The sequence below is a fragment of the uncultured Rothia sp. genome (assembly GCF_937976295.1).
GTDB lineage: Bacteria > Actinomycetota > Actinomycetes > Actinomycetales > Micrococcaceae > Rothia.
Window position 1 is genome coordinate 1 of sequence record NZ_CALJRY010000058.1, and the last position, 13,402, is coordinate 13,402.

At 60.5% G+C, this 13,402-nt stretch carries 12 protein-coding genes and 1 pseudogene; 8 read left to right on the top strand and 5 right to left on the bottom strand.

All coding sequences use genetic code 11. The features are described 5' to 3' along the window. Positions 1 to 77 precede the first annotated feature (77 nt). Entirely contained in the window at positions 78 to 713 is a 636-nt protein-coding gene (coaE, locus tag Q0216_RS01620; protein WP_298592413.1) for a dephospho-CoA kinase, read from the bottom strand. Between the two features lie 59 nt (positions 714 to 772). Between coaE and Q0216_RS01625 the strand changes: the two genes are divergently transcribed. The 3 genes from Q0216_RS01625 (at position 773) to Q0216_RS01635 (ending at position 3,304) form a co-directional block, all read left to right on the top strand. After that, positions 773 to 1,459, top strand: a complete 687-nt coding sequence (locus Q0216_RS01625; RefSeq protein WP_049346454.1) for a YigZ family protein — start codon at positions 773 to 775, stop codon at positions 1,457 to 1,459. Positions 1,460 to 1,844: 385 nt separating this feature from the next. Continuing rightward, positions 1,845 to 1,979 (top strand): hypothetical protein, encoded by a 135-nt coding sequence (locus Q0216_RS01630; RefSeq protein ID WP_298592416.1) that lies wholly within the window; start codon positions 1,845 to 1,847, stop codon positions 1,977 to 1,979. Continuing rightward, positions 1,976 to 3,304 carry a 2-oxoglutarate dehydrogenase gene (locus Q0216_RS01635; protein WP_298592418.1) on the top strand — a complete coding sequence of 443 codons (1,329 nt, stop codon included), beginning with the start codon at positions 1,976 to 1,978 and terminating at the stop codon, positions 3,302 to 3,304. Before Q0216_RS01630 ends, Q0216_RS01635 begins: the two co-directional genes overlap by 4 nt. Positions 3,305 to 3,422: 118 nt before the next feature. Here the strand turns inward: Q0216_RS01635 and Q0216_RS01640 are convergent, their stop codons facing one another. The 3 genes from Q0216_RS01640 to Q0216_RS01650 all read right to left on the bottom strand — a co-directional run bounded on the left by Q0216_RS01640 (position 3,423) and on the right by Q0216_RS01650 (position 6,800). Further along, positions 3,423 to 4,568, bottom strand: a complete 1,146-nt coding sequence (locus tag Q0216_RS01640) for an ABC transporter substrate-binding protein (RefSeq protein WP_298592420.1) — start codon at positions 4,566 to 4,568, stop codon at positions 3,423 to 3,425. A 160-nt stretch (positions 4,569 to 4,728) separates the two neighbouring features. Continuing rightward, entirely contained in the window at positions 4,729 to 5,721 is a 993-nt protein-coding gene (locus Q0216_RS01645) for an ABC transporter ATP-binding protein (RefSeq protein WP_298592422.1), read from the bottom strand. After that, positions 5,721 to 6,800, bottom strand: a complete 1,080-nt coding sequence (locus Q0216_RS01650) for an iron ABC transporter permease (RefSeq protein ID WP_298592424.1) — start codon at positions 6,798 to 6,800, stop codon at positions 5,721 to 5,723. The genes Q0216_RS01645 and Q0216_RS01650 overlap by 1 nt, the downstream gene beginning before the upstream one ends. Positions 6,801 to 7,227: 427 nt before the next feature. On the opposite strand from Q0216_RS01650, the gene uvrB reads away from it, so the two are divergent. Beyond that, positions 7,228 to 9,396 carry an excinuclease ABC subunit UvrB gene (gene uvrB / locus Q0216_RS01655; RefSeq protein WP_298592426.1) on the top strand — a complete coding sequence of 723 codons (2,169 nt, stop codon included), beginning with the start codon at positions 7,228 to 7,230 and terminating at the stop codon, positions 9,394 to 9,396. A 194-nt stretch (positions 9,397 to 9,590) separates the two neighbouring features. After that, positions 9,591 to 10,373 (top strand): ornithinee aminotransferase, encoded by a 783-nt coding sequence (locus Q0216_RS01660; RefSeq protein ID WP_298592428.1) that lies wholly within the window; start codon positions 9,591 to 9,593, stop codon positions 10,371 to 10,373. Between the two features lie 151 nt (positions 10,374 to 10,524). On the opposite strand, the gene Q0216_RS01665 is transcribed toward Q0216_RS01660, so the two are convergent. After that, positions 10,525 to 10,968 carry a helix-turn-helix domain-containing protein gene (locus Q0216_RS01665; protein ID WP_298592430.1) on the bottom strand — a complete coding sequence of 148 codons (444 nt, stop codon included), beginning with the start codon at positions 10,966 to 10,968 and terminating at the stop codon, positions 10,525 to 10,527. A gap of 199 nt (positions 10,969 to 11,167) precedes the next feature. On the opposite strand from Q0216_RS01665, the gene Q0216_RS01670 reads away from it, so the two are divergent. The 3 genes and pseudogenes from Q0216_RS01670 to Q0216_RS01680 form a co-directional block, all read left to right on the top strand. After that, positions 11,168 to 11,770, top strand: coding sequence for an NAD(P)-dependent oxidoreductase (locus tag Q0216_RS01670; RefSeq protein WP_298592432.1), 603 nt, complete (start codon positions 11,168 to 11,170; stop codon positions 11,768 to 11,770). Positions 11,771 to 11,909: 139 nt separating this feature from the next. Continuing rightward, on the top strand, positions 11,910 to 12,458 hold the full coding sequence (locus Q0216_RS01675; RefSeq protein WP_298592434.1) for an NAD(P)H-dependent oxidoreductase: 549 nt from the start codon (positions 11,910 to 11,912) through the stop codon (positions 12,456 to 12,458). 357 nt (positions 12,459 to 12,815) lie between these two features. Next, positions 12,816 to 13,402: pseudogene (locus tag Q0216_RS01680) on the top strand (TerC family protein); the annotation flags it as partial.

A 13,402-nucleotide genomic window follows, 5' to 3' on the forward strand; every position in this document is an offset into this window, starting at 1 on the left:
GCGGCTGAGCGAGTCGGGGGCGGGGGCGTTGGGGTCTGGGGTTTGGGGCGTGTGCCCGGTGTTGCCGGGGGCTATCTTTAGGCGGCGGTCATCTGCCGCCACACGGCGCGCACCTGCTCGGCGGTCTCCTCCAAAGAACCGCCATTATCGATAACCCAGGTGGCGACCGCCTCACGCTGCTCGTCGGTTGCCTGCGCTGCGATGCGGGCGCGCGCATCCTCCTCACTCATGCCGCGCGAAGACACGAGGCGCTGCAGGCGAGTCGCCAGGGGAGTGCGCACCACGACCACGCCCTCAAAGGCGGACGGGTCGCCGGTCTCAACGAGCAGGGGAATATCCTCCAGCACCACGCCGCTAAAACCGGGTTCGGACTGTGCCTGCTCCACCAGCTGCGCGGCACGCTCACGAATAGCGGGGTGCACAATCGCGTTCAGACGCAGGCGCGCCTGCTCATCATTGAACACGATACGCGCCAGGGCGGGGCGGTTGAGGCGGCCGTCCTCATCGAGCAGATGCTCACCGAACTCCGCGACCGTGCGGGCGAGCACCGCCTCGCCGGGCTCCATGAGGGAACGGGAGATAGCGTCCGCATCCACCAGGAACGCGCCCTGCTCAACGAAAAGGGAGGCGATGGTGCTCTTGCCGCTGCCGATACCGCCGGTGAGGGCGTAACGGCGCAGGGTGGTAGAAGCGGGGGAGGAAGGCTGGGGCATGAGACGGTGCTCCTGACGGGCTGTGCCACAATAGATAGGTACTGATCAGAGGAGGACACATGCAGGAAGAAACTCGCGCCAACCGCTACCTTGTGCCGCGCGGCGATGAGCCCTATGAGAGCCTCCTCGAAATTAAGCGTAGCGAATTTATCGGTCACATCAAGCGCGTGAGCACCGTTGAGGAGGCGCGCGCCTACATTGAGTCGGTGCGCAAGACCTACCACGACGCCCGCCACGTGTGTTCGGCGTTCATTATTGGTGCTGACCGCGATATTCAGCGTTCCTCCGATGATGGTGAGCCCGCCGGTACCGCCGGTGTGCCGATGATGCAGGCGCTGCTGGCGCGTCAGACCCGCGAGGACGGCACCACGGACCTCTCGGATGTTGTTGCCGTGGTCGTGCGCTATTTCGGCGGCATTAAGCTTGGCGCCGGTGGTCTGGTGCGTGCCTACACTGATTCGGTGGTGCAGACCCTGGACGGTGCGCTATTTGATTCGCGCGAGCGTCTGCGCGTGGGCCAGGTGCCCAGTTCGCATGCGGATGCGGGCCGCCTGGAGAACGAAATTCGCGCCGCCGGTCTGAACGTGCTGGGCACCGAGTACGGTGCGGAGGGCGCCACGATTTCCCTGGGTGTGTTTGACCGCCCGGAGGAGCTGGAGCGTGCCGAGGAGCTGGTGGTGAGCTTGAGTTCCGGTGCGGCGAGCGTGACCTGGGGCGATACGCAGTGGGTGGATTTGCCGGTCTAGGTTTAACGGTCTAAACGATTGCTGGTCTAGGCGGTTGCTGGTCCTAGACTTTGCGGGCTAAAGTGCCCGTGTAAAGTTCTCAAAATCTGAAAGATAGCTCAACCTTAGTTAATAGTTACTCTAACCCTAGTAATTGCCTGCTAAAGCTGATAGCCTAAAAAGCGTTGCGGAACGCACGCACCCCTCCACGGCACGGGCAACGGGTTCATTACCAGCGGTAACCCATCCCGGCGCCTCCACGAGGGAATGTGCGCGCCCGCACCGACGGGCGGGGCTCAACGCTGACATCTCAGCGCGGAGAACTGGGTACTATCTCAGCGCTGAGGTCCTGATGCTGACGTCTTGGAGCTATAGCTTAGTTGCTCAAGGAACGAGGCACAGCTGTATGCCGGTACTATACGATCCGGTGGACGGTGGTGTGTGTGCGAACCATCTGCCGGTAGGCGCTGAGTCCCGCCCGTCACCCTACGAAGAATCAGCTAACGAACGCTCTGAAGAGCTCAAGGTCGTGAAAACGTGACGCAGCCGGGAACCCACCATCAACAAGTAGGCGAACAAGCAGGTAAAAACTCATCGGAGCAGTCCGCGGGCAGCCGCGGCGGCACCGCGACCCTCAACCGCGCAGGAGCGCGCCTCCCCAAGAGGGGTACTGTCGAGCAGCTTGAACCCGCAACCGTCGCCCAGCTGCTCAACGCCTACCGCCAGCAGAACCTCGGCACCCTGCTGAGCGTGCTCACGCAGCGTCCGGCGGAGTTTGCCCGTCAGCTCGGCAGGCTCTGCCGCGTCTTCCCCGAACATGTTCACGCTATCGCCCAGGCGTTCGGCGCCGTGGGCCGCGCCCTGCCCATTGACGAGCTGGTGCGCCTGCACAACCGCTACTCCAACGCCGCCCGCGGAGTCGGCGAACATCTCAGCCTGGATAACTCCGGTGTGGCGCACCTGGTTCAGAGCCCCGCACTCAGCCGTGAAGGTGCGGGTCACATGCTCATGGCGGTTGAACTCTGCCTCGCCGGTAGGATGCGCGGGCTCACCATCGCCATGCCCTCCACCGAGGCGTTCACCCCGGCTGAGCAGGCGCCGAGCCTTGGATCCTGCAACCCCGCCCTGGACGGCGCCCTCAACGCGTTCGAGCCGGCAAGCTGGGAGCCGTTCCCCCTGGACGGCAGCGAAGTGCTGCTCGCGACCGGTGTGCGCGATGTGCCCGACGGCTACGAGCTGTCCCTCTGGCTGCTCGACGACGACTACCAGTGCCGCGCCCGCATTGAGCGTGGCGCCCCGCAGGTGTGCGTGGCAAGCTTCTACGATGAAGAAGTCATCACTCGAACCGTGGAAGAAACCGCCTCGGGTGAAGCCGGTCTGGTCGAGAACTACCGCGTGGAGGAGTACGCGGAACTGGACTTCCTCAACGCCATGGACCGGCAGGTGCGCTACGTGGCGGTCACTGCCGCCGTGGGGGAGCCGCTGCTGTCTGCGCTGAACGAGAAGAGCGCGGTGCCCAATAGTATTCCCGACCCTGCCGCTTTTGCGAACGGTGCGGGTGCCTCCCGGTTTGTGGGGAGTGCCCGCCCGGATATCCGCACCGCCGCCGTGGTCGGTAAGGGTCTGCGCACCGTTAATCACCGAGGCATGCTGCCGGTGTTGGGCGTGCCGAACCGTACCGTGTGCGCGGTGATTGACCTGTATAAGCAGCGTATCTGCGTGCCGGGTGTGGGTATTCCGCGCGGGCTGAGCGTGGAGGACGAAGAGCGCGCGATGCAGCTGATTTTGAGCGCCCTGAACGGGTACCTTCCGTTGACGAACCGGGCGTTGATGAGCCTCGCCGGAGCGACCGTGGAGGTGCGCTAACGCTGCGGTCAACTAACGCTGCGACCCAATAAAATACCGCCCGGAACCATGCTGTGAGCACGGTCCTGGGCGGTACGTGTTTAACGAACTAGCCGGTCACTAACCGGCCGCCAGCAAATTAGTTAGTTGCCGGGCCCTGATCATTGATGATGCGCTGCGCCTCATCCTCGGTCAGCTGGTAGCCGTAGAAGGTCGAGTAGAACTCGCGGGTCTCCTTCACCAGGTCAACGTCGGTGAACTTCTCGGGGTGGAACAGCTTTGCCGCCCACAGAATCTGCAGAGCCTCCTCGGCGGAGTAGCGGTCCCAGTTGAAGGTGCCGACCGGGTTCTTAATGATCTTGCCGTTCTTCACCGCCGGAACGTCAGCCCACGCGGCGTCAGCCTTAATCGCGTCAACGCCCTTCTGTGCATCCGCGCCGCCAATGATGATGTAATCCGGCTGCGAAGCAATAATCTGCTCCAAAGAAATGTTCTTCAGATTCTCCACACCGTCCAGGGAGTTCTTCGCGCCCGAAAGCTTCATCCACTCGCCAATCAGAGACTTGGAACCGTCCACCTTGGTCAGGTCAGAACCGCCGGAAATGTGCAGTACCTTCGGGGTATCGGTGACGTCCTTGAGGCGCTCCTTGATGAGGTTCTCGTTCTTCTCCAGGTACGCCAGGTACTTCTCGGCACGCTCAATCGCCTCATCGGTGCCAATAACCTCGGCGGTCAGCTCAATGGTGCGCTTCAGATCAGCGAAGTTCTGGAACTCAACGTGCACCGCCGGGATACCAGCCTCGGCGGCCTTCGCAATCTGCTCCTTCGAGGATGCGAGCAGCACCTCCGGCTTATCGGCAAGCAGCTGCTCCATGTTCACGTCGGTGCCCTTTACCGGCGCGTCGACCTTCTCAATACCGGGGTAGACCTGCTTGAACCATGCCAGGGACTTCACGTTAGTCGTGGTGGACACCAGCTTCTCAGCCCCGCCGAGCAGCAGAACCACCTGGTTGTTTGCGTGCCACAGGTCAGCGATGCGCTCCGGGGTGGTGGGGACGGTGACTTCCTTGCCGTCAATGTCCTTAATGACCTTGGTGCCGTCGCCGTTATCCTTCACGAAGAAGCTGGTGTGCTTCTTTGAGCTCTGAGAGGATGCGGAAGCGGACACCCAGCTCGATGCCGAACCCGAGGAGGAGGCGGTGTTCGCGGCGCCGCAACCGGTCAGCGTAGCCAACAGCAGGGAAGTGGTCAGGGCAACGCCGGTGTGGAACTTCGTAATCTTCATGGTGTGTCTTTCTGTGTTGACAGGGTGGGTGAATAACCCGGCGGTGGCCTGGGTGGGGTAGGCGTGCTAGGGATACGCCCCTCACAAGACATAGGGCACCTCTACCGCATCTCTTGTGTGCCGCCCAAACCACCGCCGGAAATCTAAAAGCTGCGGAGCCTCAGATATCGAGGCTCGTCATGTGCACGCTGGAGCGACCCAGCTCGGGGGAGTAGGTCACGGTCAGGTCGGTCTTGAAGGTGCGTGAGAGAACCTCGCTCGTGAGCACCTCGGATGCGCGGCCCGCCAACAGCTGAGCTGGCGCATCTGCAGGTACCTGCGGTGCAGCGTTTGGTGCGGTGTCGGGCACGGTGTCGGGTATCTCGTGCGCGCCGAGTAGGGCGACGGTCGCATCCAACATGAGGGCGTGATCCGGGTTGTGGGTCGTAAAAATAACCCCGTACCCGGCATCGCGCAGCTGCCGAATCTTCCGCAGAACCTTCGCTTGATTCGCCACATCCAGGGCGCTCGTCGGCTCGTCCAGAACGATGAGCGGGGCGTCCTGCACCAGGGTTCGGGCAATGCCCACCTGCTGACGCTGACCACCGGACAGCTGATCCAGCGGGGAGTGCGCCAAATCGAGCAGACCCAGCTCCTCTATCACGGTGTGCACCTGCTCACGGTCATGGCGCGAGGGCGAAGAGAACAACCCGATATAGGGTGCGCGACCCATCAGCAGGTACTCGGTCACGGTGTAGGAGATGCCGCGCCCCTCCATCTGCGGAAGGTAGGCGATGCGGCGGGCACGCTCGGCCGCGGTCAAAGAATCCAGCGGCTCACCGCCCAGGTGAACGGTGCCCTCGGTGAGCGAATGCAAACCAATCAGGGAGTTCAACAGGGTGGACTTACCCACACCGTTGCGACCCAGAATGGCGAGCACCTCACCGCGTCGTACCTGCAGGTTCACGTTGCGGAAAATCCAGCGGCTGGAGCGGGGTCCGGAACGGTGCAGATCAGCGCGGCGGCGCTTGATGCGCTTGCCCCGGTGACCGTAATGGAAGCCCGCATCGTCCAGGTGCAGCAGAACCTCAGCGCTCGCATCCGCGCTGTGCTGAATATCGGGGCTGTGCTGAGTATCGGGGCTGTGCTGAGTATCGGGAATGGAAGAGGACATTACTTCACCCGAACCTTTCCAAACAGCAGCAGCGCCACATACAGCGGTGTGCCAATGAAGCCGGTCAGCACGCTCAGAGGCACCTCCGCGCTGGTGAGGCTACGCGCCAGGGTATCGACGAACATCATGAACGAAGCACCCATCAGAATGGACAGCGGCATGAGCTTGGTCGTGTCGCTACCAACCAGCAGGCGGCACAGGTGCGGAATGACCAGGCCCACCCAAGAAATCGGGCCGCCAATACACACGCTGGTCGCGGTGACCAGGGTTGCCAGCAGAATGGTGATACCGCGGGTGCGAGTCAGGTTAATGCCGAGGGTGCGCGCCTCATCGTCACCGAGCGAGAGGATATTGATGCGCCAACGCATCGCCAAGAGCAACAGGATGCAGGGCACCGCCACCAGCGCAAACTGGGTGAGTGCTTCCGCGCGTACGTCCTGCAGGGAACCCATCTGCCAGAACACGATCTGCGCCAGCTGAGTTTCAGGGTTCGCAATGAACTTCAACGCACCCAGCGCGGCGGTGCCAAAGCCACCCACAATTACGCCGGAGAGCACCAGCATGAGCGTGGACTGATTCTTGAGCAGGCGCGGAATGCTCACGGTCAGCAGTACTGCCGCGAGGCCGCCGGCGAGGGCGGAACCCTGAATGGCGATGCTCGTGCCCACACCCAGCAAAATGGCGGAGGCGGCACCCACCGACGCACCCTGCGAAACGCCCAGCAGGTACGGGGAAACCAGCGGGTTACGGAATACCGCCTGGAAAGTGGCACCCGCAATGGCGAGGGCGGCACCGATGAGCCCGGCGGCGAGCAGACGCGGAATACGCACGGTCAGCAGCATGTTTTCGGCGGGCTTGTAGACTTTCAGGTCCATGCCGAACCAGTTCTTACCGAGAACGCGGAAGAGCTCGTCAAGCTCCAGCGGGTACCTGCCGGTGATGAGTGAAAGATAGGCGACGCCCAGCAGAATGGCAAGGGCGATGAGCATAATCAGCGGGTACGAGGACGCGAAGAGGCGTCGGCGCTCGGTCTTGGCGGCTGGTGTGCTGGTGGAGGTCACCTCCGTGCTCGTGCTCATGGAGTCCTTCCGTGTGCTCTTGTGGTCCCGTGTCTCGTGTGTATGCGCTCTAAACATATGTGAGCCACATCAAAGAGGCAAAGGGTATGGGGGCGGTGCGCCCGCCATAAGTCTTTATGTGTTGCCGCTTATCTTCTGCGGTGCGGTGCCCGTGAGCGATGGCGCCCGTGAGCGATGGAGGATGCGGGGGAGGGCGGCCGCCCCGCAGAGCACCGTTATTGTGCGGAAGAATGCTTCCTCTCGCCTCCTGCCCGGTGATGCATATGAACCAGCAGCACGTCCCTTATCTTTTGCACCACCTCTTTTATGAATTTAGGCACTTTCATAGTGATGGCTTGTTACCCGTCGTGTCTGGGGTTATTGCGCCAGTAGAAAAGGGGCGACCAATCCGGGCGCGCATCGGGCGGCTTTCCCCTAGGATGGATACATGAGTTACGCACCCGAAATTAACCGCGTTGTTGCCCCCTTTGAAGTGGTCAGCCCCTTCCAGCCTGCCGGTGATCAGCCGAAGGCTATCGCCGAGCTCACCGAGCGTGTGCAGAACGGTGAGAAGGATATTGTGCTGATGGGTGCTACCGGTACCGGTAAGTCCGCGACCGCAGCCTGGCTGATTGAGGCGGTGCAGCGTCCGACTCTGGTGCTCGTGCAGAATAAGACTCTGGCGGCGCAGCTGGCGAATGAGCTGCGTGAGCTGCTGCCGAATAATGCGGTGGAGTATTTCGTCTCCTACTACGACTACTACCAGCCTGAGGCGTACGTGCCGCAGACCGATACGTTCATTGAGAAGGACTCCTCCATCAACGAGGAGGTGGAGCGTCTGCGCCACTCGGCGACGAACTCCCTGCTGACTCGCCGTGACGTGGTGGTGGTTGCGACCGTGTCCTGCATTTACGGTCTGGGCACGCCCGAAGAGTACATTGAGCAGATGGTGACTCTGCGTCGCGGTGAGGAGATTGACCGCGACGAGTTGCTACGCCAGTTCGTGGCGATGCAGTACGCGCGTAACGATATGGACTTTCACCGCGGCACGTTCCGTGTGCGCGGCGATACCGTCGAAATCATCCCCATGTACGAGGAGAACGCGATCCGCATTGAGTTCTTCGGTGATGAGATTGAGGCGATTTACACCCTGCACCCGCTGACCGGCGAGGTGATTCGCGAGGAAGAGGAGATGTACGTCTTCCCGGCAAGCCACTATGTTGCTGGCCCGGAGCGTATGGCGAAGGCTATTACCTCCATCGAGGATGAGCTGCGCGAGCGCCTGCAGACCCTCGAATCCCAGGGCAAGTTGCTGGAGGCGCAGCGTCTGCGCATGCGCACCACCTACGACCTGGAAATGATGGAGCAGATGGGCTTCTGCAATGGCATTGAGAACTACTCGCGCCACATTGACGGTCGTGCCCCCGGTAGCGCCCCGAACTGTCTGCTGGATTATTTCCCGGATGATTTCCTGCTGATTATTGACGAGTCGCACGTGACGGTCCCGCAGATTGGTGCCATGTATGAGGGCGATATGTCCCGTAAGCGCACCCTGGTGGAGCATGGTTTCCGTCTGCCGTCGGCGATGGATAACCGCCCGCTGAAGTGGGAGGAGTTCCTGGAGCGTATCGGTCAGACGATTTACCTTTCGGCGACTCCGGGTAAGTATGAGCTGTCGCAGGCTGATGGTTATGTGGAGCAGATTATTCGCCCGACCGGTCTGATTGACCCGGAGATTGTGGTCAAGCCGACCAAGGGGCAGATTGATGATTTGCTTGAGGAGATTCGCGTGCGTGTTGAGCGTGATGAGCGTGTGCTGGTCACGACCCTCACCAAGCGCATGGCGGAGGATCTGACCGAGTATCTGCTGCAGCACGGCGTGAAGGTGCAGTACCTGCACTCCGACGTTGACACTCTGCGCCGTGTGGAGCTTCTGCGTGAGCTGCGCCTGGGCACCTTTGACGTGCTGGTCGGTATTAACCTGCTGCGTGAGGGCCTGGACCTGCCCGAGGTGTCCCTGGTTGCAATTCTGGATGCCGATAAGGAAGGCTTCCTGCGTTCGACCACGTCGCTGATTCAGACCATCGGTCGTGCGGCGCGTAACGTGTCCGGTCAGGTGCACATGTATGCCGATAAGATTACGGATTCTATGCGCGTGGCGATTGATGAGACGAACCGCCGCCGCGAGATTCAGCAGGCGTACAACCGCGAGCACGGCATTGACCCGCAGCCGCTGCGTAAGAAGATTGCCGATATTACGGATGTTCTCGCCCGCGAGGAAGAGGACACCCGCGAGCTTCTGCAGCTGCGGAAGAGCGGTAAGAAGGGTGCCCGCACGGTGAGTGCTGGTGCGAAGACCGGTTCTGCGACCTCGTCGAAGATTGCCACGAGCACCCCGGAGTCGGAGGAGCTTCTCGCCCGTGCGGAGGCGCGCGTTCGTGCCGACGGTCTGGCGGCGGCACCGGCGGAGGATCTGCTGGATTTGATTGAGCAGATGAGCGAGCAGATGCGCGTGGCGGCGGAGAACCTGCAGTTTGAGTTGGCGGCGCGTCTGCGTGATGAGCTTGCCGATTTGAAGAAGGAGTTGCGCCTGATGAAGGAGGCGGGTCACGCCTAAACCCCGTTCTCTAAACTTGGTGCCCTAAACACCGTGCTCTAAGCCCGGTGTTTAGGGGTCTGACTTGGGTTTTTCGCCATGGGATAATTCATTGCTCGTGAAGTTCCACTGAGTGCAGATACATGCTGTAGACTATCAAAGTGTTTTACGTGTCAAATAACACCGTGATGCTTCCGAACAATAAAGAAAAATCTGTGACTATTTCGAATAACCCTACAGGCGCACACACCACGGGAGCTCGTTCCGTTACCCGCCGCAGCCTCACCCGCGGCGCGCTCTGGGCTGTGCCCGCTATTGCCGCATCCACTGCGGTACCCGCATTCGCTGCCTCGGCTGATGATTGCAAGACGGTTAAGGGCCCGGACTTCACCCAGGTCGGCGGCTGGATGATCACCAACCCCGCCAGCGGCGCCCTGCAATCGCGCACCAAGAACAAGCCCGTGACTGCGCCGGTGACCGGTCAGGCGTGGTGGTCCATGGAGAATGCAACCTCCCCGAACCCCGCGACGATCCGCCTCATGTCCGTGTACGAGGCGACTCACGGCCCCGAGGGTGACCTTAACCTGAACTGCGGCGAGTTCGTGATGACCTACAACGTCTCCGCGCTGGAGGCGACGGCCGGCACCACGCACCTGCACCCGTCCATGGACATATACTTCTTCTCGCCCGAGGGTGAAATCATTGACCGCCAGATCTTCACGACCGACCCGACCGGCAAGGCAACCGTCATGACCCGCAACGGCAAGACTCAGACCGTTCAGGGTCAGGTCATTCCGTTTGCGTCGAGCGTGAACGATCCGGCGACCGGCATCTCTGCGCGTTTTGCGCTGCGTGGCGATAAGCTCATGGAAGGCATGTACCAGTTCGAGGTGGTTATTACCGTCCCGACGATTCGTGAGAACGGCAAGATTGATACGAACAAGCAGGTGAACGCGATTGCTTTCACCCCGCCGACCTTCAATATGACGACCTCCTAATTGAATCTCCTCGCTGAATGAAAAGTAGCCCTCCCCGTAATAGTTCACGGGGAGGGCTACTTTCATGCGGGCTTGTCGTGCGGTGCTGGTTCGCAACGGGCGGGTCTACGCTTGTGCCTTTTTACGTTGTGCTTTTTACGCTGAGCCTTGTTTACACGTCGCCGTTCTCTAGCGCGGCGGCATCGTAGCGCTCGCGGGCTTCGAGCACCGCCTGCATATTGTCCTGCGCCCAGTGGCGCAGGGCGGCCATCGGCTCAATGAGGGTCGTGCCGAGCGCGGTCAGTTCGTAGTCCACGCGCGGCGGAATGGACGCGGTGACCCGGCGTTCTACCAGGCCGTCGCGTTCCATGGAGCGCAGGGTCTGGGTGAGGACTTTGGGGGAGACGCCCTGAATCATCGCCTTGAGTTCGCCGAAGCGGGCGACGGGCTGTTCGGAGAGCGCCGCAACAATGAGCGGGGTCCACCGGTCGGTGAGGTGGCGCATCACGGTGCGGGAGGAGCAGGCGCTGGTGAGAATATTGGCGGGAAAATCGTCCTGCGGGGTGTGGGTAGACTCTACAGTTTCGCGTGCGGGGGAGGTGAGCGTGGTGGTCATAGCTACTGTCTTTTCAATCTGCTGAGGGGTTGTTGATGGGGGAGGGGTGCGAGAAAATATTTTTAAATATTTTCTCAAAACCCTATTAGTTACCTTGAGGTACCCGGTATCTATTAGATACTATAAAACTATCACGCGGAACCCCGCAAGAAAAAACCGCAAGGTAAAACCTCAGAAACCACTCCGAAAGGAACCCCTCATGAACATCGCAATCATCGGCGCAACCGGCATGGTCGGCGCACGCACCGCAGCAGAGGCAGTCTCCCGCGGCCACCAGGTTGACGCATACACCCGCTCCGGCAAGGCACCCGAAGGCACCACCGCCCACAGCATCGACCTTGCAGACACCGCAACTCTGGTTGACATCGTCAACAACCACGACGTCACCATCATCGCTGTCTCTGCAGGTCGCGGCACCTCCGCGCAGCCGGTCATCGACGCGCACCGAGCACTGATCGCGGCAGCACCGAGCGGTCGCCTGCTGGTCGTCGGCGGTGCCGGCTCCCTCGAGGACGGCAACGGCAACCGCTTCGTTGATAGCGAAGGCTTCCCCGAAGAGTACAAGCCCGAGGCGCGCGCATTCGCCCAGATCCTCGACGAGTACCGCGCCTCCGAGGGTCTGAACTGGACCTTGGTCTCCCCGGCGTTCGAAATCGCACCGGGTGAGCGCACCGGCAAGTACAACACCGCACTGGACACCCCCGCAGGTGAGTTCATTAGCGCCGAGGACTTCGCTGTCGCCCTGGTTGACGAGGCAGAAGAGCCCAAGCACCCGGGTCGCCGCTTCACTGTTGCCAACTAGTAGCAGTGCCTGCTAAAGACTGCGCTCATTGGATCCCGCATCAGCTGATCAATGCAGTGCATTTAACTCCAGCTCTAGTTCATCCTGCTGGAACCACTCACAATTACTAATAGAAAACTACAGTACAGAAAGAGGGCATATGTCTAAGGCTCTTATCATCTACGGTCACCCCGCTCCCGAACTCTCGACCGCCAACGCTGAGGCTCTCCGTGTTGTCACTGAGGCCCTGGGAGAAAACGTAGAGGTGCGCGAAATTGCATCCCACCGCATCAACGGTTCATTTGATATCGCCGCAGAACAGCAGGCTCTCGTGGAAGCGGACGTTATCGTTCTGCAGTTCCCCGTCTTCTGGTACTCGGTTCCCGCTTTGCTTAAGCAGTGGCTAGATGATGTCTTCACCTACGGATTTGCCTACGGTAGCGGCGGCGATAAGCTTGCGGGTAAGACTCTCGTAGTTGCCGCAAGTGCCGGTGGAAACGCAGAAACCTATGCAGAGAAGCTGCCGAACAACTTCCCTGAACTCTTCAACCCCCTGGAGAATAGCACTGTGTTTTCAGGCATGAAGTGGGCGGAACCCGTGTACGTGTACAGCGCATTGAGCATGCCGGGCACCGAAGATATTGCTCGTTCTGCAGGCGTTGACCTGGGTCAGCAGCTTGTAGCACGTTTGCGTGAATTGAATATCTAAACCCATACCGCTGGTTTCTAAACCGCGGAGGCTCTTCACTTGTGAGGGGCTCGGAGTGGTAACTTCGAGCCCCTCTTCGCGCGCGTGGAGGCGTGCGTACTAATCTACCGGTCCGCCAGTTAAAGACAGCGCGTATTCATCACCCAGAACGCCGCTCATGAAAACTCTCCGGAGGGGCTCCTGTGCAAAAACCTCAACCTGCTGTATAATCGTTCACCGAGCAAGGGAGTATCCCACCAATCGACTCATCGTCAGCACGTTAGCCGAAGGCGCCTAACCGGTGAATCGGGCCGACCTCCATTCAGGCCGGCGGGAGAGACTTGTGGTCCTGTACGCACACCACGAGAAAGGCTCCCCATGGAAATTACCGGGTTGCAATGGTTGGTTACTGCTCTCATCATCGTGGGTCTTTTGATCTTCGACTACGTGTTCCACGTTCGTAAGGCGCACGAACCCACCCTCAAAGAAGCGGCCATCTGGTCGAGTATTTACATCGGCCTCGCGCTGCTGTTCGGTCTGTACATTTTCGTGGCGGACGGCTCCGTCGCCGCCACCGAATACTACGCAGGCTTCATCACCGAAAAAGCTCTCTCGGTCGATAACCTCTTCGTCTTCATGATTATTATGGGCACTTTCCGTGTCCCCCGTGAGAACCAGCAGAAGGTTCTGCTCTTCGGTATCATCTTCGCAATCCTGGCGCGCGGCAGCTTCATCTTCCTCGGCGCAGCGATCATCAACTCCTTCGCCTGGGTGTTCTACATCTTCGGCCTGATCCTGATTATGACCGCAGGTAGCCTGCTCAAGGAGGAACTCACCGAAGGCGACGGCCACGACGAAGCTGACAACATCATGGTCCGCCTCGCCAAGAAGTACCTGAAGACCAGCGACGACTTCGACGGCGACAAGCTCTTCACCATCGAAAACGGCAAGCGCGTCATGACCCC